We start from the raw sequence: 19,938 nt of genomic DNA, 5'->3' as shown, positions 1-19,938 counted from the left end.
CAACCGTCCCGAGGAGAGCGCCAGATCCCGGCGACCCTGAGCAACGGGCCGAGCACCTGCGCGATGGCGGCCTTGTCTCCCTCGCTCGGCGCCCGCGGTGGGGCGCGATGCTGTGTCGCGGCACACGCGGTCTGCAGACTACATAGGGCCAGCATTATCAGAATGTTGCGATTCATATAACGCGCCGCAGTAGACAGCTTGACTCTGATAACGCTCCGCGTTATGATCCTAGGCGTGGCCGGAACCCCCGATTCGCTGTCCCGTATGACGAAGGAGGAAAGAGGCATGCTAGACCCGACGCACGCGAACGAGCTCTTCACCCGGATCGGCAGCAAGGCCGTGGAGGCGTTGTCCCTCTGCGCGGACGCCAACCAGAAGATCCTCCGTGAACTGGTCGACCTGTCAGCCAGCACGGCGAAGGAGGGCGCCCGCCTCTATGGCGAGCTTCAGGCCTCGGCCGTCGAGGCAGTCAAGCACAACCAGTCCTACCTCCTGCGCCGCCAGTCCGAGCTGCAGGAGGCCTCCAGGGACCCCCTGGGCTTCTGTCAGAAGAGCGTGCTCGAGTCCGTCGAGGGCGCGCAGAAGGCCTTCCAGCTGCTGGAGGCCAATGCCCAGGCCATCACCCGCTCGGCGGAGCGCCTGCAGGTGAGCGCCGAGCAGACCGGCAAGGAGATCCAGGCCACCTTCACCCAGCTCGCGGGGAAGGTGAAGACCACCTACGCCCCGATCGCCTGAGACACCACCCCGGGGATGGCGGGGGGTCGGATCTGGCCCTCCGCCTCCCGCGCCGTCACTTCTCCCGCCTCCGTTCCAGACGCTCTTCCAGCGCCCGGAGCTGTTCCCGCAGGGCCGTCACCTCGCTCTTCAACGTATCGGCCTCCGCCGCCGGCTCCGCGGGCGGAGCGGCCTTCTTCTCCGTGGGGCTCCCCGACGGCTGGGCCGGCAGCCACCCCGCCCGGGCGGCCCACTCCCGGAAGACCCGGTCGGCTTCCCGCTGGCTCGTCATGATGGACTCGAGGCTCCCCCTGAGCGATTTCTGCACGAAGTCCTGCCAGGCCTCGCCGTGCTTGATGAGCTGGTGCAGGAAGGCCGTGGGCAACGCCGCCCGGTGGCTCCGCTCGTTCTCCAGGATGATCTGCGCGAGCGTGACGGAGGTGAGGTCCTCGCCGGTGGACACGTCCACGACGGAGATCTCCTTGCCCGCGCGGATCATCTCCTCCAGCTCCTCCAGGGTGACGTAGCGGCTCTCCTGCGTGTCGTAGAGCTTGCGGTTGGAGTACCGCTTGACCACGTACGCCATGGCCGGAGTCTAACACCGCGCGTCAGGGGCGACAAGCCGGCCCCCGCCGGCACGCCGGCTCCTGCTATACTGTGCCCGCGACCCGGCCCCTTCCTCAAGCCCGAGCAGGAGCAGGAGGACCCGCCATGCAGCTCAAGGCACGGACTGCCCTCGTGACCGGAGCATCCCGCGGCATCGGCCGGGCCATCGCCCTGGCCCTTGCCGAAGAAGGCGCCGACGTGGCCGTGAACTTCGTCTCGAGCGAGGAGTCGGCGAAGCAGGTGGTCGAGCAGATCCAGAAGATGGGGCGGCGGGCCATGCTCGCCCAGGCCGACGTGGCCGACTACCCGGACACCTACCGCATGGCACAGGACGTGATCCGGGAGTTCGGCCACCTCGACATCCTCGTCAACAACGCCGGCATCACCTCGGACAAGACCTTCACCAAGATGGACCACGCGTCGTGGAAGAGGGTCGTCGATATCAACCTGGGCGGCGTCTTCAACTGCACCAAGGTCTTCATCGACCAGATGCTGAAGCAGAAGTACGGGCGGGTGGTGAACATCACGTCCGTGATCGGCCAGATCGGCAACTTCGGCCAGGCCAACTACGCCGCGTCCAAGGCGGGCGTCGCCGCCTTCACCAAGTCGCTGGCGAAGGAGCTGGCCGCGAAGAACATCACCGTGAACGCCGTGGCGCCGGGCTTCACCGAGACGGACATGGTCGACGCCATCCCGGAGAAGGTGAAGCAGCGGCTGCTGGAGCAGATCCCCATGAAGCGCTTCGGGAAGTCCGAGGAAGTCGCCCGGGCCTGCGTGTACCTGTGCTCGGCCGACGGCGACTACATCACGGGGGCCGAGCTCTCCATCAACGGCGGCCTGTTCATGTGATCGAGCCTGGCGAGCCGCAGCCGTGCCTCACGGCGAGGCGAGCGGATATGGAAGATCCCGCGAGCGGAGCGAGCCCCGGCGAGCCGCAGCCGTGCCTCACGGCGAGGCGAGCGGATATGAGGACACCCCACAGCGCGAGACCCTGCGCCGCCCAGATCAGGGGCGAGAGCGCCCAGAAGACCATCCACGCGGCGCCCCCCGACGCCTTCTCGTAGACCACCGGGACCGTCGAGGGCATGACGAGGGCCTCGCCGGACAGCACCGCCTCGCCGCGCTGGTTCGTGCAGACGGTGCGCAGGCGCAGGCGGTTCTTCTCCCTGATGACCTCCAGGACCTCGGCGCGGGCCGTGATCGTGTCGCCGAACATCACCGGCTTGAGGAACGTGAGATCCTGCGAGAGGTAGATGGCGCCGGGGCCGGGCAGCCGCGTCCCGATCACGGCCGAGATGAGCCCGGCGGTCCAGATGCCGGGGGCGATGCGCTCCTTGAAGATCGTCGTCGCGGCGTACTCCCGGTCGGCGTGGATGGGGTTGTGATCCCCGACGGCATCCACGAACTCCGCGATGTCTGCATCAGCGGCCAGTCGGGTGATCTCGGCCACGTCGCCGACCTGGATGCCGTCGATGGTCAGGCCGATCATGCGGGCTCCCGTTTGAGGGCGGCGGCGATCCCGTCGAGCCGCTGGAGAACGGTCTCCAGGCGGTCCTCCACGCCCTCCAGCTTCTCCTCGAGCTGGACCACCTGCCGGGCGATGCCCGTGACCTGACTCCGGGAGGGAATCCCGAGCCCCCCGAGCGCTGCTTCGATGTGCTGCTCGGCGGCCTTCTTCGCGGGGCCCGCGGCGTTGAGGACACCCTCCAGCTGCGTGCCGAGCGCCTTCGCGAAGGCTTCGGTCCCCATGGCCTGCTCGAGCGCCTTCGACCAGGCGGCGACCCACTGATCCAGGAACTGCTTCCACTGACCCATGAGGTCCGGGGAGGCCGGGCCCTGGGTCATGACCTTGGCCCACGCCGCCATGCCCTGGTCCATGAAGGGACGCCAGAAGGCCTGCGGGTCGGGTGGCTGGGCCTGGGGGGCGCCCAGCATCTTGAGCCACTGCTGTGTGCCTTCCTCCAGCTGCTTCTTCCAGAGATCGAAGAGCTGCTGCCCGCCAATGTCCGGCATCGTCACTCCCCTCCCCGGCGCTCACCCCAGAGCCTCACGACCGCGCCGCCAGCCACGAGGCGACCTTGGGCCAGCAATGCACCGAGGCGCCGCGCCCGGCGATGAGCGAGATGTGCCCGCCGGGCAGCTCCACGTACGCGCGGTCGGCGCTCCCCACGGCCGCGATGAGCGGCTTGACGCAGCCGGGGGGCGCGATGTTGTCCTCCCGGGCCCCCACCGCAAGGACAGGACAGGTGATGCGCGTGAGGTCCACCGGCCTGCCGCCCATGACGAGCTCGCCCTTGACGAGGCGGTTCTCCTGGTAGAAATCCCGCACCCACTGGCGGAAGAACTCGCCCGGGAAGGCGACGTACTCGTTGGCCCACTTGTGGAGCGCGTTGACCCCCGCCACGTACTCCGGGTTCCAGAGGTTCCACCAGAGGTTGAGTCCCGTGGTGAGATCCATGGTGGGCTTGAGCAGCTTGAAGCCCGCCTTGACCATGTCCGGGGGGATGCTCCCCAGCGTGTCCACGTACTTGTCCACGTCGAAGAAGCGCCGGTCCAGCCACAGCCCGAAGAGCCCGACGTGGGCGAAATCGATGGGGCCGGCCATGTCGATGAAGTTCTTCACCGGAAACTCCGGATGGGTCGCGACGAAGCACGCTGACAGCGGCGCCCCCATGCAGTAGCCGAGCACCGACATCTCGGAGGCGCCGGAGGAGAGGAGCGCCTTCCGCGCCAGCCGCGGGAGGATCTTCGTCACCGCGTCCTCGACGGTGAGCCCGTTGTCCTCCTCGCCGAACACGCCCCAGTCCACCAGGTAGAAGTCGAAGCCCTGCTGGGTCATGTGCTCCACGAAGGAGCCCTGGGGCATGAGGTCGAAGATGTACGGGCGGCTGATGCCGAGGTTGGGCACGAAGAGCAGCGGCGTCCGCCGGGTGCGGGGTGACTGGTACCGGTAGAGGCGCGACTTGTTCGTCCGGTAGATCTCCTGGCGCGGCGTGGGGCCGACCTCGGGCTCCCGCGGGTTCGCGACCATCTCCGCGAAGTGCTTCATGCGGAGGAGGCTCCGCTCCACCTCCTGCTGCCAGCCGGCCCGGGCCTCCGACGAGAGCCCCGGGCGCTCGCCCGCCATGGTGAACAGCTCGTCCTTCATGCCTCCCCCTTGGGCCCGGCCTCGGCTGCCGCCGGCGGGGCACCATGGGCATCTTACTGCAGCATGACGCTGTGCGGCAACAGTCTTGCGGGCCCCTCCAGGGGCCCCCTCACAGGACCCCCTCTGCCGCCAGTCGGGCTGCGCCGGTCGGCCCGATCCCGAAGTACTTCTGCAGGATCAGGCCATTGTGGTACCCGACGGGCCGGCAGGCCCATTTGAGCCGGGGTGGCGTCCGCGTCATCCGCCAGGCGGGCATCTGGAGCAGCAGCTCGCCGTAAACGGGATCGGAGAGGCGCCGGAGGCAGCCCCGCTCCCACCAGTGCGGCTCGGTCAGGGTACGGGTGGGCGGGTTCATGGGGCCGAACACGATGACGCCCGGTCCGGGATCGGCCAGGACCTTCTCGAGGATCTCCGCCGAGGTGTAGTCGACCGACCACCGGCTGATCTCCTCCCGGAGCGCGATCTCGTTCTCCATCGTCGTGCGCAGGATGGTGGTGCTGAAGCGCGGGTCGTCGGCCAGCTCGGGCCGGCCCATGACGCGGCACAGGGCGCGGAAGTTCGGGTCCGTGTAGCCGGCGACGAAGGCCCAGCCGTCCTTCACGGGGACGAAGGTGTACGGGAACACCGCGAGCTCGTAGAGCCCCGTCCGGCCGCGGATCGCCCCGCTGGCGTGATAGAGCAGCAGCGAGTACTCCAGATAGCGCATGAGCGCCTCGGCCCCCGAGACGTCTATCATCTGGCCGCGACCGGAGCGCTGGCGCCAGTGCAGCGCCGCGAGCACGCCCAGCGCTCCCCAGGCCGCCTGGCCATAGGCGCTGATCCACGACCCAACCTTCACGGGCGTAGCCTCCGGATCACCCGTGAGGTGCAGGAGCCCCGACAGCGCCTGGTCGGTGAGGTCGTGCTCTGTCGGCTGGTGCTTCGCCAGGGGACCGAACTGGCCGTAGGCGGAGCACGCCACGTAGACGAGCCGCGGGTTCAGCGCCAAGAGCTGGCGATAGCCGAGGCCGAGGCCGTCGAGGTGCCCCGGCGCGAACCCCTCGACGAGCACATCGGCGCGCGCGGCGAGCCCCTTGAGGAGTCGGCGCCCGGCGCGCTTGGTGAGGTCGAGCGTGACGTGATAGCGGTTCCGCGCCTCGGCCACGAAGGCCAGCCCATCGCCGCCGGCGGAGGCATCAGGGGGCCCCCAGCTCCGGGCGGGATCGCCTCCTGGCGGCTCGACCTTGATGACCTCGGCCCCCAGCTCGGCGAGATAGGTGGCCGTGAGCAGCGCTCCGTAATGGCCGTGGGAGAGGTCGAGGACCATGAGATCGTCCAGCGCCTCCGGCTTGTCGGCGACGCGGCTCGGATCCTCGGCCGCCCGGATCCACTCCTCCCACCTGCCATCCGCAGGGGCCTCGACATGGCCCCGGCGCTCCCCCACCCGCGCTGCCCTCGGCGCGCCGCCCCCGCCCGTCACACGACCCTCCCCTCGCCCTTCCACCCCTCTGGCGGCCCGGCTCCGCGGCGGCCCTCGGCCCAGCGCCCGATGGCCCCGGCGGCCTCCAGCTCCCTGATGCGCGCCTCGTCGAGACCCAGGATGCGCTTGAGCACCAGCTCGTTGTGGAAGCCCACGGGCTTGCCCGCCCACTTGATCCGCGGCGGCGTGGCGGACAGCTTGGGCGCGGGTCCGTACTCGACCATGGTCCCGTACACCGGATCCTCGTACTCCCACACCGAGCGCCGCGCGCGGAGGTGCTGGCTCTCGGCGTGGTCCTTCGCCGTCATCACGGGCGCGGCGGAGACGCCGGCCTTCCGGGCGGCGGCCTCCACCTGCGCGCGGCGCCGTGCGCGGCACCACACCGCGAGCCTGGCGTCGAGCGCCGCGACGCTCGCCGGCTTGCGGCGCGCCGCGGCGGTGGCGAAGCGCTCCTGTCGCGCGAGTCCCGGCTCGCCGAGCATGCGGCAGAGCCCCCGGAACTCGCGGTCCGTGCCGGCCACCACGGCCACGTAGCCGTCAGCGCAGGGATAGACGCCGGACGGGGCGAAGACGTGATCGCCGTTGCCCGCCTTTCGTCGGTCGCGCCCGGTGAGCCCCGCGTAGAGCCACGTCCAGTCCATGGCGCGCACGAGCCCCTCGCACTGCGCCATCTCGACGAACTGGCCCTCCCCCGTGCGGTCGCGCCAGCGCAGCGCGGCCAGGGCGCCCACCGCCGACATGGAGGCGCCGAACCAGTCCCCGAGGTAGTTTCCGATCTTGGTCGGCAGCGCACCCTCGCCGGTGATGGCGGTGAGCCCGGACACGGCCTGGGCCAACCCGTCATAGGAGGCCCGCCCCTTGGAGAACGGTCCCCACTGACCGAACCCCGTGTTGGCCACGTAGATGAGTCGGGGGTTCAGTTCCCTGAGCTGTCGGTACCCCAGCCCGAACTTCTCCTCGAGCGTTCCCGCCTTGTAGTTCTCGATCACGATGTCGGAGCGCGCGGCCAGCTGGCGGATCAACTCCTGGCCCTCGGCCCGGTGCATGTCGATGCCGACGTGGTACTTGGAGTGGTTGGCGCAGAAGAAGGCGACGGAGACATTCTTCCAGAAGAAGGAGGCGTTGCCGAGGATGCGGGTCACGTCCCCTTGCCCCGGCATCTCCACCTTGATCACCTCGGCGCCCATCTCGCCCAGGAAGTCGCCGGTGGCCGGGCCGAAGTAGATCACGGAGAGGTCCAGCACGCGGATGCCCCCGAGCGCCTCCGGCTTCTCGTGGATCCGCGCCGGATCGAAGAGGGTGGCCGCCCAGTCGAAGTAGTCCCTGGGAATCGTCATGGCCGGCAGGATAGCACGCCCGGAGCGGCAGGAAGGCACCGGGGTCAGGTCTTGCAATCCAGCATTTGTCCCAATGCAAGACCTGACCCCGGGCGCCCCGCACGCGCGAAACGCCGGGTCCGCGAACGTGATCAGACCGAGAAGATGGAGCCTACCTTCATCGCCAGGCCCATGTCACCCTTGAGCTTGAGCTTGCCCGACATGAAGGCCATCTGGCCCGAGAGCTTGCCGCCCACCATGTCCAGCCAGTCCTGGCCGGACATGGTCAGCGTCAGGTTCGGGTTGGTCCCAGGTCCGGAGTTCACCACGCAGGTGCCGTCCTTGACGATGGCGTGCCAGGTTCCCCCCTGATCCCCGGTGATCTCGTACTGGATCGTGGCATTGATACCGCCCGCCTTGCTGGGCTGGAACCTGCTGGCCATTGCTTCGAAGGTCTCTTTCACTGTCGGCATCGCTTCTCCTCCTCCCCGTGGGGCGGCGGGGCCCCGTGTGCTAGAAGGTAAACAGGTCCATCCCCCCGGTCACCGTCAGGACGGCGCCGGTGATGTAGCGAGCGCGCTCCGAGCAGAGGAAGGCAATGGCATTGGCCACATCCGTAGGATCGCCCTCCTTCCGCATCGCCACGCGCTTGACCATCCGCTCGTACAGAGGGGACAGGTTGGCGTTGGGCCCGATGATGCCGGGCGCGATGACGTTACTCGTGATGTTGTCGCGCGCCCCCTCCAGTGCCACGGACCTCGCAAAGCCCACCACCCCCATCTTACTGGTCGAGTAGGCGGTCTGGCCGAAGCCTCCCATGAGGCCGGCAATGGAGGCCATGCAGATCACCCGTCCCCACTTCCGGTCCTGCATGCCGGGGAACACGGCCTTGGTGACGTTGTAGGTGCCCGTGAGGTTCACCGACAGGTTGAAGTCCCAGTCGGCGTCGCTCATGTCCTTGAGCTGGCCAAGGGTGTAGATGAACCCCGCGTTGTTGACGCAGATGTCCACGGGCCCCACGTCGCGCTGCGCCGTCTCCAGCACCTCGGCCAGCTGGGGGCGATTGGTGATGTCCACCTCGTAGCCGCCCGCCGAGCCCCCGGCCGCGGAGATCTCCGTGGCCGTCTCCCGGGCCCCCTCCCCGTTGAGGTCGAGCACGATCACCCTGGCCCCCTCGGCTGCCAGCGTGAGGCAGTCCTGCCGCCCGAGGCTCCGGGCACCCCCCGTCACCAGCGCGACCCTCCCGGCGATCCCGAGATCCATCAAAGCTCCCTTCGCTCGCCTCGCTCTCGCGGCTGCGGCTCGCCCTACCGTCCCTTGAAGGCGGGGGGGCGCTTCTGGAAGAAGGCCTGGATGCCCTCGCCCGCGTCCTCCGTCTTGAGCACCTTCTCGAAGGCCCGCACCTCGATCTCGATGGCCTGGTCGATCGGCGCCTGGATGCCGTCGTCCACCGCCTCGATGATGAGGCGGGTGGCGATGGGGGGCCGCTTCGCCATCTCGCGTGCCATGGTCTTGGCGTCCGCGAGCGTTTCCCCCTCCTTCGAGAGCCGGTTCACGAGCCCGAGGCGATAGCACTCGGCCGCCGGGATCTGCGTGCCGAGGAGCAGGTGCTCCAGCGCCAGCCCCCGGCCGATGAGCCTCGGGAGGCGCTGGGTGCCGCCGTAGCCCGGGATGATACCCAGGTTCGACTCGGTCTGTCCCATGCGCGCCGTCTCCTTGAGGATCCGGATGTGGCAGCCCATGGCGATCTCGCAGCCGCCGCCCAGCGCATGGCCGGTGATCGCGGCGATCACCGGTTTCGGAAAGCGCTCGATGCGGCGCACCACGCTGTTGCCGAAGCGGATGAAGGCGCCCACATCGGGGCCCGAGAAGGCCGAACCCAGGTCGGCTCCCGCGCAGAAGATCTTGTCGCCCGCCCCCGTGATGACGATGGCGCGCACGTCGTCATCGTGCTCCACCTCGGAGAGCGCGGCGTTGAGGTCACGCATGAGCTGCTCGCTGATGGCATTGGCCGGGGGGCGGTTCAGGGTGATGACGGCGAAGCTCTCCTCGCGGGTCAGGATCAGCGTCTCGTACGGCATCGCCATGCTCTCCTTCTGTCTCGGTTATCGGGCGGCCACGCCCCGGAGGAAGATGTCAGCCAGGGCCTCCGCCGTGTCGGTCAGGCGGTAGCCGCGCGCGCCCAGCACCCACGACGTCGCCATCTGGTCCATGGCTCCGAAGAGCGCCTTGGTGGCGGTCTTGACGGGGAGGCCCGGCCGGAACCGCCCCTCGGCCACCCCCTCCTCCAGCACGGACCCGATGAGGGCGAAGTAGGAGGAGATCTCACGGGCCGAGGCCCCCCGGAAGAACTTCTGCCCCTGTCGCTGCTCCACCTGCACCACCTCCGCCAGCTCCGGGTGCTGCTCCAGCAGCTGGAAGTGAAGGAAGATGAGCCGCCGCAGCTTCGCCACTGCATCATGCTCATCGGCGATCGACTTGCGCAGCGTCGCCACGAACTGCGCCATCTTCTCGCGGAAGAGGGTGACGAGGATGTCGTCCTTGGTCTTGAAGTAGAGGTAGATGGTCCCGGCGGCGATCCCCGCCTCCTTGGCGATGTCGGAGACCCGGGAGTTGTAGTAGCCCTTCCGGGCGAACACCCGAATCGCGGCGTCGATGATCTGCTGGGGCTTGTCCGGGTCGCGCATGGCGGGTGACTGAACCGCCATTCATCTTATGCGGCAGCTTCGAGCCCTGTCAATTTGAAAGTGGGCGCGGCAGTGCGGCGGCTCAGCCTTCCCGCGCGATGAGGCTCGAGACGTAGACGCCCAGCCGGGCGAACTCCGCCACGGAGAGGTTCACGAAGACGAGCACCGTCCCGGCGCTGTCCCCGTCCCACACCACAGCGGTCAACGCGAGCGGGGCCCCGGGGGCAGGCGGCGACAGCTGGAGGGTCACCCGGTCCCCCGGCTGGAGCGGCAACTCCGTGGCGACCCTGGCGGAGAACTGGCTCAGGTCCACGGTCGCCCCCGCCGCGCTGCCGTCCGTCCCCTTCCCGATCGTCATGGGCACCCGGGCATGCACTCGCGGCGCGCGCCGCCGGGCCTCCCACGCCGGCACGAAGGGCTTGACCCGGCGCGCCTCCGTCTCGGGCAGCCCGATGAAGTCCAGCGCCAGCTCGTCGGCCACCCGGCGGGCCACGCGGGCAACGACCTCCAGCCGGTCCGCGCCGTGTGGAAGCGCCACCCGCAGCGTCACCGCCGCGCCCACGGCCAGCTCACCCTGGGCCCGGACCCGCATCCCGGAGGTGCTCACGTCCACGACTTCGCCGGGGATCGCTCGCCGGTCGAAGGTCTCGATGCTGACCGGCCACGCCGCCCCGGCCCGCGCCGCCCGTCGCCGGTCCCGTCCCGTCACGCTGGCCTCCTCCGCTGCATGCTCTCCAAGACCTTGAGCCGTCCGGCCCGGCCCTGTCAAGCCCTCCACGGCCTTGACGGAGGCGTGACCGGCGGACTATCCCGCGGCGAGCCCGATGATACGGGCGAGGACCTGCGGGTCCACATTGCCGCCCGAGAGCACCACGCCCACCCGCGCGCCCTTCCCGAGCGGCAGCTTGTCCGCCAGCAGAGCCGCCGCCGGGACGGCACCCGTGGGCTCCACGAGGAGCTTTGTGCGGAACAGCAGGAAGCGGACCGCGGCCTCGATCTCGGCGTCGGAGACCAGCAGCACGCCCGAGAGGTTCCGCTGGAGCACCGGGAAGGTCAGCGCGCCCGGCGAGAGGTTGCGGATGCCGTCGGCGATCGTGGGCGGCGGCGGGATGCTGACGCGCTTCCCCGCCCGGAGGGAGAGGTAGGTGTCGTTGGCGCTGTCCGCCTCCACGCCGAAGACGCGGATCCCGGACCGGAGGGCCCTGGCCACTGTGCTGCAGCCGGCCATGAGCCCACCCCCGCCCACGGGCGTCAGCAGCGCATCGAGCTCGCCGACCTCCGCGAACAGCTCCAGCGCCGCGGTCCCCTGCCCGGCCATGATCGCGGGGTCGTCATAGGGCGGCACCAGCACCCGCCCGGTGCGCGCAACGAGCGCTCGTGCCCGCCCCTCACGATCCTCGGTCTGGCGGTCGTAGAAGACGACCTCGGCGCCATAGCCCCGCGTGGCGGCCAGCTTGAGAGCCGGCGCATCGGTGGGCATGAGGATCGTCGCGGTGGTCCCGGTCAGGCGCGCCGCCAGCGCCACGCCCTGGGCATGGTTGCCGGAGGAAAAGGCCACCACGCCGCGGCGCCGTTCGGCCTCGGAGAGCGACAGCAGCTTGTTGAGCGCCCCGCGGATCTTGAAAGCGCCGGCGCGCTGCAGGTTCTCGCACTTGAAGAAGACAGCGAAACCGCTGGCCTCGTCGAAGGAGCGGCTCGTCACCACGGGCGTCCGGTGGATGCGCCCCTGGAGCCGCACGGCCGCCGCCTGGACGTCCTCCAGCGTCAGCGCGCTCACGCGACGGCGCTCAGGCAGGACGGAACGGCTGGTCCGAGGTGGAGCGCTCGACGGGCGGGGCGTAGATGACGAGCGTCCTGAACGGCGTCAGCGCCTCCACGCGATGGGCCACGCCAGCGGGAAAGAAGCAAGCCGTGCCCGGCCCCACCTCTTCCCTGACGTCGTCGCCCACTTCCACCAGCGCGCGCCCCTCGAGGATGTAGATGGCCTGCTCCTCGGCGTCGTGGCTGTGACGCAGGGCCACACCCCCGGGCTCCAGCGTCCCGAGCACGACCTCCAGCCGGGTGGAGCCGTTCACCTCACGCCCCACGAGCCGACGATTCACGGTGCCCGCGTGCAGCGGCGGCGAGTAGGGCGGCACGTCCTCCGGTCTCACGATGTATCGCATGCAGATCCTTTCTGTTGCTTGAATGTGGATGATGTCGGGTGGCGGTTCGGCCTCTTCGCCGCTTCGCGGCTCATCGGGGCGTGTCATCAACCGCGCCTTCGGATTCGGCCTCTTCGCCCTGCCGGGCTCTCCATCTCGCTTGACCGTCGATGACCTCGGGTTGCGGTTCGGCCTCTTCGCCCTGCCGGGCTCTTCATCTCGCTTGACCGTCGATGACCTCGGGTTGCGGTTCGGCCTCTTCGCCCTGCCGGGCTCTCCATCTCGCTTGACTGTCGATGACCTCGGGTTGCGGTTCGGCCTCTTCGCCCTGCCGGGCTCTCCATCTCGCTTGACCGTCGATGACCTCGGGTTGCGGTTCGGCCTCTTCGCCCTGCCGGGCTCATCGGGGGTGGCCAGATGACCCGCGGGGGGCGGCGTTGCCTCGATTATAGATCAGTCGTTGAGGAGGCTCGCCGCGGCCCGTATACTCCCGCCATGCGCGCCTGGCGTCTGGCTACCCGAGTGTCGACGCTCGCGGCCGCGGTCCTCCTGGCCGGCTGCTCGGTGATCTCGCTGGAACTGCAACCCCGGATCCGTCCGCTCGTCGAGGAGACCGTGGAGGGATCGGGAGCGGCCAAGATCCTCCTCGTGGACCTCTCGGGCGTGCTGGCCGAGGACGCGCCCGGGCTCAGCCTCGGGACACCCCCGCCGCGCGTCCCGCTCCTGGCGCGCGTCCGCGAAGAGCTGCGCCGGGCCGAGCAGGACGAGCAGGTGCGGGCCCTCATCGTCCGCATCAACAGCCCCGGCGGCACCATCACGGCCTCGGACATCCTCCACCGGGAGATCTCCACGTTCAAGGCGCGCCGGAAGATCCCCGTGGTGGCGGCCATCATGGACGTGGGGGCCTCGGGTGGGTACTACGCGGCGCTGGCCGCCGACACCATCATCGCTCACCCGACGACCATCACGGGCAGCATCGGCGTCGTCATGCTCACGGTCAACACCCAGGGGCTCCTCGAGAAGATCGGGGTGGCCCCGATGGCCATCAAGTCCGGCCCCAAGAAAGATGCGGGCTCGCCCTTCCGGAGCCTCACCGACGAGGAGCGCGCCATCTTCCAGGAGGTCATCGACGCGATGCACGGCCGCTTCGTGAGCCTCATCGTGGCCTCCCGCAAGCTCCCCGAGGAGCGCGTGCGCGCCGTGGCCGACGGGCGTATCTACACGGCCGACCAGGCGCTCGCGCTGGGCCTCGTGGACCGCGTGGGGTACCTGGACGACGCGGTGGCCATCGCGCGGCGGGCGGCGGGCCTCACCGAAGCGCGCGTCGTCATGTACCACCGCCCCAGGGAGTACCGCGCGACCTTCTATTCCTCGACGCCCACCCCGCCCAGCGCCGAGGCGGCCGCGGCCCAGCTCGCCGCCCTCGTGGGCGGCGCCGGTCCCCGCTTCCTCTACCTCTGGTGGCCGTAGCGCGGGGAGCGCGCTCCGTCCCCCTCCGGAGCCCAGGACAAAAGGTGACGGGAACCGGCCCGGAGGGTGCTAGCCTGTCCGCGGAGGTGGTGCCACCTCACCGGTGCCAGCCGGCACGCTACCTCGCGGGAGGAACGGATGCGATGAGCTCCCGGCCTCGGGAAGTGCGCATGCGACGAGCCGCTCGGGGGTTCACCCTGATCGAGCTCATGATCGTGGTGGCCATCATCGGCATCCTGGCGGCCATCGCCGTCCCGCTGTACGCCAACATGCAGGTCCGCGCCCGCGTCGCCAAGGCGGAGGCCGACTCCCGATCCCTCGTGTCGGCCATCAGCATATACTCCTCGCACATGCGCACGTTGCCGTCGACGCTGGCCGACCTCAATGCCGCCGCCACCAACAGCCTCGGCGATGTCGCGGGGCCCTTCATGGCCTCGACCCCCGCTCCGCCGGCCGGCTGGAGCTCCTACGCCTACAGCAGCACCTCGCTGGGCACCTTCATCGTCACCACCAGCGGGGACGGGACCACGGTCAGCCTGCCCTGACCGCCAGGGCCGGCGTCCTCACCGCGGCGCCGGACCCGCGTATCCTCCCGCCCGATCCTGCTCCTGGTTCCAGAGCACCCAGGTGGCTTCCGCGCTGTCCGGCGTGAGGGGCCGCGGCTCGCCGGGCACGCCCGCCGCTGGCCCCAGCAGCTCCTCGCCCGCCGTGAGGGCCCGCTCCCACCGGCCCGCGGCGCCCGTGCCGGTACAGAGGGCCGCGCCGTGATAGACACGGACGAGCACCGAGCCGTCGGCGTTGGCGCGGATCCCCGCGGTGCCGCCCCGCAGGGCCACCGTGACCGGACCAGCCTGTACCTCGAGCGGCGCGCGGAGCGAGGCGCCGGGCAGCACGGCCACCCACACCCAGCCACCGTCCATGCGGAGGCCGAGGGGCTGACCTGCAGCGGGAGCGCCCTCGGCGAGGAACACCTGCGAGAGCGGGGCAAGCCGGAGCGCGTGGCCTCCCACGGTGCGGAGGGTGAGACGCCCGCCGGGAAGGGCGCGGGCGCCCTCTCCCCCGGCAATCTGATCGCGGAGCCGGGCCGGCGTCCAGGCGTTCCGGGGCTTGCGGTACACCTCCACCTGGCCGCTGACGGTCGCCACCGTGAGCGGCGACTCCGCGGGCTGGGCGGAGGCGGCACCCACCCCGAGGCCAGCGCCCAGCACCGCGCCCAGCACCGCGCCGGCCAGGAACGCGCCCCGCGCGCGCGTCACCGGCCGGTCCACCGCGGCGGACGCTTCTCGAAGAAGGCGGCGATCCCCTCCCTCGCATCGTCGGACATGAAGACCAGCGTCGTCAGCTCGCGCAGGTACCGGAGCGCCGCGCCGTACTCCATGTCGCCCTGGGCGGCCGCGGCCTCCTTCGCGATGCCGAGGGCCGTGGGCGAGAGCCCGGCCAGCGTCCGGGCGAGCGCAGTGACGGTTCCCTCCAGCTCGGCCCGGGCCACCACGCGGCTCACGAGCCCCATCTCGTAGGCCTCGCGCGCCGACACCTGCTCGCCCGTGAGGACCATGAGCATCCCCCGCTTGCGTCCCGCCGCGCGCAGGATGGGCGCCATGACGATGAGCGGGAGGACGCCGATCCGGATCTCGGGAAGCCCGAACACGGCATCCTCCGAGGCGACCACGAGGTCGCAGCCGACCGCGAGCCCACAGCCCCCCGCGAGGGCGAAGCCATGCACCTGGGCGATGACAGGCGTCCTCATGCGCGCCATCTGCTCGAGGACCCGGGGCATCCCGCTGAAGGCCTCGCGCGCCGCCAGCGTCGTGCCACGATCTCCCACCCCCTTGAGGTCGGCGCCCGCGCAGAAGGCCCTGTCGCCCGCGCCCCGCAGCACGACCACGCGTGCCTCCGGGTCACCCTCGAGCGTGCCCAGCGCCGCCTCCAGCTCGCGCAGCATGGCCGGGCTCAGGGCATTCCTGACTTCCGGCCGGTTCAGCGTCACCGTCCCCACGCCGTCCGCCACGCGCACCAGCAAGGTCTCGTAGCTCACGCCGTCGCCTCCGCCGCGTCGAGGATGTCGAGGAACTGCTTCAGGATCCGTGCCGTTGCGCCCCACACCACGTCGGCTGCCGACACCTGGTAGAAGTGCACGGGGTGGGCCTCGCCGTCCCGCTCCCACAGCTCCGTGGTGAAGATGGCCGGGTCGCGCAGCCGCTCCAGCGGCACCTCGATCACGCGCTCGATCTCCCGCCCGTCCGGGCGGAAGGCGACCGGCCGGCGCACGAGACCCACCACCGGGGTGATGACGAAGGGCGTGGCGCGGGTGGCCGTGTCGTCCAGCAGCCCCAGCACCTCCACGGCATCCGCGGGGAGCCGGATCTCCTCCCACGCCTCGCGCAGCGCCGTCTCCACGCGGGAGGCGTCCCGCTCCTCGCAGATTCCGCCAGGGAAGGAGAACTGCCCCTTGTGGTGCGGAACCGACTCGGACTTCTTGGTGAAGAGGATGTGAGCCCCGTCCCGGTCGGTGATGGCCAGGAGCACGGCCGAGGAGACGAGGTCGCTCCGGTCGAGCGCGATGCGCGGGCGCTCGGAGAGCGCTGCATCGAGTCGCGCGCGAAGCACCTCCAGGTCCATGTCGCCGCCCTACCGCGCCTTGAAGTCCGGCTTGCGCTTCTCGGCGAAGGCCCGGGGCCCTTCCACGGCGTCCTCGGTGCCACGGAGCGTTCCCGAGAGGAAGGCCTCGAGCCTGAGCCCGTCGCCGAGCGGCATCGTGAGACCGCGGATGACGGCCTCCTTGGCGGCGCGCACGGCCAGCGGGCCGCGCTCGCAGATGGTGTCGGCCCACCGGCGCGCCGTCGGCAGGAGCTCCGCCGGTGGGACGACGGCGTTGATGAGCCCGAGGCGCAACGCCTCCTCCGCCGTGATGGTCTGCGCCATGAGGATCATCTCCATGGCCTTGGCCAGGGGGATGGCCCGCGGCAGCCGCTGCGTCCCCCCCGCCCCGGGCATGATGGCCCAGCGCACCTCGGGCAGGCCGAAGGTCGCGTGCGGCACGGCCACGCGCAGGTCGCAGCAGAGCGCCTCCTCCATGCCGCCCGCCAGGCAGAAGCCGTTGATGGCCGCGATCATGGGCTTCCAGATCTCCATCCCGCGCGTGATGCCGCCGAGGCCGTAGTCGTTGTGCCCCCGCTTGACACCGCCCTTGCCGAAGGCAACCGGGATCATCTTCTTCAGATCCGCGCCCGCGCAGAAGGCCTTCTCCCCGGCCCCCGTGAGGATGGCGACCCAGGCGGAGTCGTCGTCGCGGAAGCGCGTCCAGGCCTCGATGAGCGCGTGGTGGGTCTCGGGGTCGACAGCGTTCATCGCCTCCGGCCGGTTGATGGTGATCGTCACGACAGGACCGCTGTGCTCGTAGAGCACCGGTGGCATGGATGCGCCTCCTCAGGAAGCGGGTTGAGCCACGGGCGCGGGGCGGAGCCGCTGCAGCGCGAGCACCGCGCCCAGCAGGGCGAAGCCGACGAGGTCGGTGGCCAGGCCGGGCTTGATGAGCAGGAGCGCGGCGGCCAGCAGCAGGGCCCGCTCCACCAGGTTCGCGCGCCGCAGCAGGTACCCCATGGAGCCCGCGGCCAGCGCGATCACACCCACGCAGGCGGTCACGCTGGCCCAGGCGATCTCCACCAGCGGCCCCTGCCAGAGCAGGGCCGGGGAGTAGATGAACATGTAGGGGGCGATGAAGCCGGCCAGCCCGAGCCGCGTCGCGATGAACCCCGTCCGCACCCAGTCCGCCCGCGCGATGGCCGCCGCCACGTACACCGCCGCGCACACCGGCGGCGTGATGGCCGAGATGATGGCGAAGTAGAACACGAAGAGGTGTGCGGCCAGGGGCAGCGCGCCCAGCTTGATCAGGGCCGGCGCCACCACGGAGGCGGCCAGCACGTAGGCCGCCGTCGTCGGCAGGCCCATCCCCAGGATGAGACAGACGATCATCGCCAGGCAGAGCGCCCCGAAGAGACTGCCGCCGGCCGTGCCGATGATGAGCTCGGACAGCTTCACGCCGGCGCCGGTCAGGTTGATCATCCCGATCACGATGCCCGCCGCCGCGATCAGGGTGGCGACGAGCACGATCCCCTTGCCCCCCGCTTCCAGCGCCCGCCAGAGCCCCAGGAGGCGCGCGCGGCAGTCCGCCAGGGAGGAGCCCGAGAGGATGAAGATGACCAGCGAGGCGATGATCGACCAGAACGTCGAGGTCTGGGCCGTGTACCCCTGGAGGAGGAAGTAGGTGAGCAGGATCACCGGGATGAAGAGGGCGGCCGAGCGCCGCCACGCGAAGACTTCCCGCGCCCGCGGGATGAGCGCGCGCGGGATGGTGCCGAGGTTGAGGCGCCGGGCCTCGAAGTGGATCGCGGCGCCGCAGCCGAGGTAGTAGAGGAGGGCCGGCAGCGCGGCGGCGATGGCCACCTGGGCATAGGAGATCTGCAGCAGCTCGGCCATGATGAAGGCTCCCGCCCCCATCACCGGCGGCATGATCTGCCCCCCGGAGGATGCCGTCGCTTCCACCGCCGCCGCGAATTCGGCCCGGTACTTCATGCGCTTCATCAGCGGGATGTTGAAGATGCCGTCCACCACCACGTTGGCGACGGCCGAGCCCGAGATGGTGCCGAAGAAGGCGGAGGAGAAGACGGAGACCTTGGCGGGGCCGCCGTGGGAGCGCCCGGCGACGAGCTTCGCCAGGTCCACGAACGTCTCCCCTCCCCCCGTGTGGTAGAGGATGGCGCCGAAGACGAGGAACACCGCCACGAGCGTCGCCGAGATTCCGGTCACGTTGCCGAGAATCCCCTGCGTGGAGAGATACAGCGATTCCTGGATCGTCACCCAGCCGAAGCCCCGGTGGCCCCACGCGCCGGGGATCGAGGCCCCGAGATAGGCGTAGGCGATGGCGACGACGCCGAGCGCGGTGAAGACGAGGCCGATGGTGCGCCGCGCGGCCTCCAGCGTCAGCACGGTCAGCACGGTGCCCAGGATCACGCCCGTGCGCGTCGAGTCGCCGGGGTTCTCCATGATCCAGTCGTAGTGCCGGATGATGTAAACCAGCGCGACGATCGCGGCCGCTGCCAGGGCGACGTCCAGCGCCGAGGGTCGGCGGGCCGAGGAGCGCCCGGGCCAGGCGGGGTAGAGGAGGAAGCAGAGGACGAAGGCGAAGGCCAGGTGAGCCGAGCGCTGGATCAGGTCGGGGAACGACCCCACGAACGGGGCCGCGGTGGCGATGTGAAACAGGGCGAAGGCCCCGGCGACCAGCGCCACGGCGCCGTTCAGCACCCCGGTGAGCGTTCTCGCGTCGGGCTCGTCGCCCTTGATCGGACCGGGGAGACCGTCCGGCTCGACCCCCGGAGCGCCGGGGGCTTCAGCCGGGGCCACGCCCTTACTTGGCCTCGGGGGGAATGAGGTGGTCGGGGACCTTGATGCCCTTCTCCCGGAGATACTTGACAGCGCCGGCGTGGAGCGGCGACTGGGAGACCTCGGCGGTGAGCTTCGGGATGTCGCCGGTGGTCCCCTTGAAGGCCGCCTTCTGGTGCTCGATCCCCTCCGACACCGCCTTCACGATCTTGTACACCGTGTCGCTCGGGAAGGACTTGGGCGCCGAGAAGCCCACGATGATCGCCGGGGTCCAGAACTCGCCCAGGCCCTTGAGCGAGCCGGCCGGCACCTTGATCCAGGGGATGTACGGATGCGCGGCCTTGGACTTCTTCATCTCCTCCTCGGTGAACGGCAGCACCCGGATGGGCGCCTGCGTGGCGATGTCCATCGTCGAGGCGTCCAGCGCGAAGCCGTTGCCCGTCTTGGCGTACCCGACGATGCGCTTGTCCTTCATGGCGTCCACGGCATCGGAGGTCCCCATGCGCTGCCAGTCCGCCTTGATCCCAAGGTCGGCGAGCACCGTCTCGGTCATCTTCTCCGTCGCCGAGCCCCGGATGCCGGGGTTGAACTTCTTGCCGGCGATCTCCTGCAGGCTCTTGATCCCGGTCTCCTCCCGGACGATGACGTAGTTCGCGGAGACGGTGTACATCCACATCATCCGGATGTCCGGGAAGGGAGCATCCTTCCAGTTCTCCATGCCCTTCCAGCCCAGATAGACCTGCTCCGGCGTCACCAGGCCATAGTCGAGAGTGCCCTTCTGCATCCGTTTCATGTTGTCCACGGTGGCGCCGGTCTCCACCACCGAGACGTCCACGTCAGGGACGGCCAGGTTGATGGCCTTCGCCGCCCCGACGCAGTAGGCGTAGTGGCTGGAAGCCGTCTGGGTGCAGCCCATGGCCAGTCGCTTCTTCTGCGCCTGGGCGGGGGCGGGGGCGGACAGCGCCAGGCCGAGGGCGACGGTTGCCGCTACGAGAGCGTGCCAGTGCATGACGCT

The 19,938-nt window shown here is 70.2% G+C and carries 22 protein-coding genes and 1 pseudogene; 4 read left to right on the top strand and 19 right to left on the bottom strand.

Annotated elements, in window-relative coordinates:
• Positions 1-285 precede the first annotated feature (285 nt).
• Complete coding sequence (locus HYV93_23835; protein MBI2529001.1) at positions 286-735, top strand: hypothetical protein; 450 nt, start codon at positions 286-288, stop codon at positions 733-735.
• Between the two features lie 55 nt (positions 736-790).
• On the opposite strand, the gene HYV93_23830 is transcribed toward HYV93_23835, so the two are convergent.
• Positions 791-1,300, bottom strand: coding sequence for a polyhydroxyalkanoate synthesis regulator DNA-binding domain-containing protein (locus HYV93_23830; GenBank protein MBI2529000.1), 510 nt, complete (start codon positions 1,298-1,300; stop codon positions 791-793).
• Between the two features lie 125 nt (positions 1,301-1,425).
• On the opposite strand from HYV93_23830, the gene fabG reads away from it, so the two are divergent.
• Positions 1,426-2,169: a 3-oxoacyl-[acyl-carrier-protein] reductase gene (gene fabG, locus HYV93_23825; protein MBI2528999.1), complete on the top strand. Its 744-nt coding sequence runs from the start codon at positions 1,426-1,428 to the stop codon at positions 2,167-2,169.
• Here fabG and HYV93_23820 read toward each other — a convergent pair.
• The 12 genes from HYV93_23820 to HYV93_23765 all read right to left on the bottom strand — a co-directional run bounded on the left by HYV93_23820 (position 2,162) and on the right by HYV93_23765 (position 12,095).
• Positions 2,162-2,809 (bottom strand): MaoC family dehydratase, encoded by a 648-nt coding sequence (locus HYV93_23820; GenBank protein MBI2528998.1) that lies wholly within the window; start codon positions 2,807-2,809, stop codon positions 2,162-2,164. The genes fabG and HYV93_23820 overlap by 8 nt on opposite strands.
• Positions 2,806-3,333, bottom strand: coding sequence for a hypothetical protein (locus HYV93_23815; GenBank protein ID MBI2528997.1), 528 nt, complete (start codon positions 3,331-3,333; stop codon positions 2,806-2,808). The genes HYV93_23820 and HYV93_23815 overlap by 4 nt, the downstream gene beginning before the upstream one ends.
• Before the next feature lie 34 nt (positions 3,334-3,367).
• Positions 3,368-4,468: an alpha/beta fold hydrolase gene (locus HYV93_23810; protein ID MBI2528996.1), complete on the bottom strand. Its 1,101-nt coding sequence runs from the start codon at positions 4,466-4,468 to the stop codon at positions 3,368-3,370.
• A 109-nt stretch (positions 4,469-4,577) separates the two neighbouring features.
• Complete coding sequence (locus HYV93_23805; protein ID MBI2528995.1) at positions 4,578-5,927, bottom strand: CoA transferase; 1,350 nt, start codon at positions 5,925-5,927, stop codon at positions 4,578-4,580.
• Entirely contained in the window at positions 5,924-7,264 is a 1,341-nt protein-coding gene (locus HYV93_23800; GenBank protein MBI2528994.1) for a CoA transferase, read from the bottom strand. Before HYV93_23800 ends, HYV93_23805 begins: the two co-directional genes overlap by 4 nt.
• A 131-nt stretch (positions 7,265-7,395) precedes the next feature.
• Positions 7,396-7,716, bottom strand: a complete 321-nt coding sequence (locus HYV93_23795; protein MBI2528993.1) for an SCP2 sterol-binding domain-containing protein — start codon at positions 7,714-7,716, stop codon at positions 7,396-7,398.
• 40 nt (positions 7,717-7,756) lie between these two features.
• The gene (locus HYV93_23790) at positions 7,757-8,506 is read right to left on the bottom strand and encodes an SDR family oxidoreductase (protein MBI2528992.1); all 750 of its coding nucleotides are present in this window, start codon (positions 8,504-8,506) and stop codon (positions 7,757-7,759) included.
• A gap of 44 nt (positions 8,507-8,550) precedes the next feature.
• Positions 8,551-9,330 (bottom strand): enoyl-CoA hydratase/isomerase family protein, encoded by a 780-nt coding sequence (locus HYV93_23785; protein ID MBI2528991.1) that lies wholly within the window; start codon positions 9,328-9,330, stop codon positions 8,551-8,553.
• Positions 9,331-9,348: 18 nt separating this feature from the next.
• A complete protein-coding gene (locus HYV93_23780) occupies positions 9,349-9,951 on the bottom strand; it encodes a TetR/AcrR family transcriptional regulator (protein ID MBI2528990.1) in 603 nt (200 codons plus the stop codon).
• 61 nt (positions 9,952-10,012) lie between these two features.
• Complete coding sequence (locus HYV93_23775) at positions 10,013-10,639, bottom strand: PilZ domain-containing protein (protein MBI2528989.1); 627 nt, start codon at positions 10,637-10,639, stop codon at positions 10,013-10,015.
• A 96-nt stretch (positions 10,640-10,735) separates the two neighbouring features.
• Positions 10,736-11,707: a threonine/serine dehydratase gene (locus tag HYV93_23770; GenBank protein ID MBI2528988.1), complete on the bottom strand. Its 972-nt coding sequence runs from the start codon at positions 11,705-11,707 to the stop codon at positions 10,736-10,738.
• Positions 11,708-11,717: 10 nt separating this feature from the next.
• A complete protein-coding gene (locus tag HYV93_23765) occupies positions 11,718-12,095 on the bottom strand; it encodes a cupin domain-containing protein (protein ID MBI2528987.1) in 378 nt (125 codons plus the stop codon).
• Between the two features lie 474 nt (positions 12,096-12,569).
• Here HYV93_23765 and sppA point away from each other — a divergent pair, with 474 nt between their 5' ends.
• Both sppA and HYV93_23755 read left to right on the top strand, forming a co-directional pair.
• Entirely contained in the window at positions 12,570-13,544 is a 975-nt protein-coding gene (gene sppA / locus HYV93_23760; protein ID MBI2528986.1) for a signal peptide peptidase SppA, read from the top strand.
• A gap of 170 nt (positions 13,545-13,714) precedes the next feature.
• Positions 13,715-13,807 (top strand): annotated as a pseudogene (locus HYV93_23755) (prepilin-type N-terminal cleavage/methylation domain-containing protein).
• 300 nt (positions 13,808-14,107) lie between these two features.
• Here HYV93_23755 and HYV93_23750 read toward each other — a convergent pair.
• From HYV93_23750 to HYV93_23725, 6 genes are read right to left on the bottom strand one after another with little or no spacing between them, the layout of a single operon-like run.
• A complete protein-coding gene (locus HYV93_23750) occupies positions 14,108-14,812 on the bottom strand; it encodes a FecR domain-containing protein (GenBank protein MBI2528985.1) in 705 nt (234 codons plus the stop codon).
• Complete coding sequence (locus tag HYV93_23745) at positions 14,797-15,579, bottom strand: enoyl-CoA hydratase/isomerase family protein (GenBank protein MBI2528984.1); 783 nt, start codon at positions 15,577-15,579, stop codon at positions 14,797-14,799. The genes HYV93_23750 and HYV93_23745 overlap by 16 nt, the downstream gene beginning before the upstream one ends.
• Positions 15,576-16,163, bottom strand: a complete 588-nt coding sequence (locus HYV93_23740) for a CoA pyrophosphatase (protein ID MBI2528983.1) — start codon at positions 16,161-16,163, stop codon at positions 15,576-15,578. The genes HYV93_23745 and HYV93_23740 overlap by 4 nt, the downstream gene beginning before the upstream one ends.
• A gap of 9 nt (positions 16,164-16,172) precedes the next feature.
• On the bottom strand, positions 16,173-16,958 hold the full coding sequence (locus tag HYV93_23735) for an enoyl-CoA hydratase/isomerase family protein (protein ID MBI2528982.1): 786 nt from the start codon (positions 16,956-16,958) through the stop codon (positions 16,173-16,175).
• A gap of 12 nt (positions 16,959-16,970) precedes the next feature.
• Positions 16,971-18,944 (bottom strand): TRAP transporter fused permease subunit, encoded by a 1,974-nt coding sequence (locus HYV93_23730; GenBank protein ID MBI2528981.1) that lies wholly within the window; start codon positions 18,942-18,944, stop codon positions 16,971-16,973.
• Between the two features lie 4 nt (positions 18,945-18,948).
• Positions 18,949-19,932 (bottom strand): TAXI family TRAP transporter solute-binding subunit, encoded by a 984-nt coding sequence (locus HYV93_23725; protein MBI2528980.1) that lies wholly within the window; start codon positions 19,930-19,932, stop codon positions 18,949-18,951.
• Positions 19,933-19,938: the final 6 nt, after the last annotated feature.

The sequence above is a fragment of the Candidatus Rokuibacteriota bacterium genome (genome assembly GCA_016188005.1).
In the GTDB taxonomy this organism is placed as follows: domain Bacteria; phylum Methylomirabilota; class Methylomirabilia; order Rokubacteriales; family CSP1-6; genus UBA12499.
The sequence above is the reverse complement of the archived record's forward strand: the minus strand, read 5'-3'. Positions and strand labels throughout refer to the sequence as shown.

Coding starts and splice junctions, on each gene's coding strand:
- HYV93_23835 (MBI2529001.1), top strand. CDS start 286: ATGCTAGACCCGACGCACGCGAACGAGCTCTTCACCCGGATCGGCAGC.
- HYV93_23830 (MBI2529000.1), bottom strand. CDS start 1,300: ATGGCGTACGTGGTCAAGCGGTACTCCAACCGCAAGCTCTACGACACG.
- fabG (MBI2528999.1), top strand. CDS start 1,426: ATGCAGCTCAAGGCACGGACTGCCCTCGTGACCGGAGCATCCCGCGGC.
- HYV93_23820 (MBI2528998.1), bottom strand. CDS start 2,809: ATGATCGGCCTGACCATCGACGGCATCCAGGTCGGCGACGTGGCCGAG.
- HYV93_23815 (MBI2528997.1), bottom strand. CDS start 3,333: ATGCCGGACATTGGCGGGCAGCAGCTCTTCGATCTCTGGAAGAAGCAG.
- HYV93_23810 (MBI2528996.1), bottom strand. CDS start 4,468: ATGAAGGACGAGCTGTTCACCATGGCGGGCGAGCGCCCGGGGCTCTCG.
- HYV93_23800 (MBI2528994.1), bottom strand. CDS start 7,264: ATGACGATTCCCAGGGACTACTTCGACTGGGCGGCCACCCTCTTCGAT.
- HYV93_23795 (MBI2528993.1), bottom strand. CDS start 7,716: ATGCCGACAGTGAAAGAGACCTTCGAAGCAATGGCCAGCAGGTTCCAG.
- HYV93_23790 (MBI2528992.1), bottom strand. CDS start 8,506: ATGGATCTCGGGATCGCCGGGAGGGTCGCGCTGGTGACGGGGGGTGCC.
- HYV93_23785 (MBI2528991.1), bottom strand. CDS start 9,330: ATGGCGATGCCGTACGAGACGCTGATCCTGACCCGCGAGGAGAGCTTC.
- HYV93_23780 (MBI2528990.1), bottom strand. CDS start 9,951: ATGGCGGTTCAGTCACCCGCCATGCGCGACCCGGACAAGCCCCAGCAG.
- HYV93_23765 (MBI2528987.1), bottom strand. CDS start 12,095: ATGCGATACATCGTGAGACCGGAGGACGTGCCGCCCTACTCGCCGCCG.
- sppA (MBI2528986.1), top strand. CDS start 12,570: ATGCGCGCCTGGCGTCTGGCTACCCGAGTGTCGACGCTCGCGGCCGCG.
- HYV93_23740 (MBI2528983.1), bottom strand. CDS start 16,163: ATGGACCTGGAGGTGCTTCGCGCGCGACTCGATGCAGCGCTCTCCGAG.
- HYV93_23735 (MBI2528982.1), bottom strand. CDS start 16,958: ATGCCACCGGTGCTCTACGAGCACAGCGGTCCTGTCGTGACGATCACC.
- HYV93_23725 (MBI2528980.1), bottom strand. CDS start 19,932: ATGCACTGGCACGCTCTCGTAGCGGCAACCGTCGCCCTCGGCCTGGCG.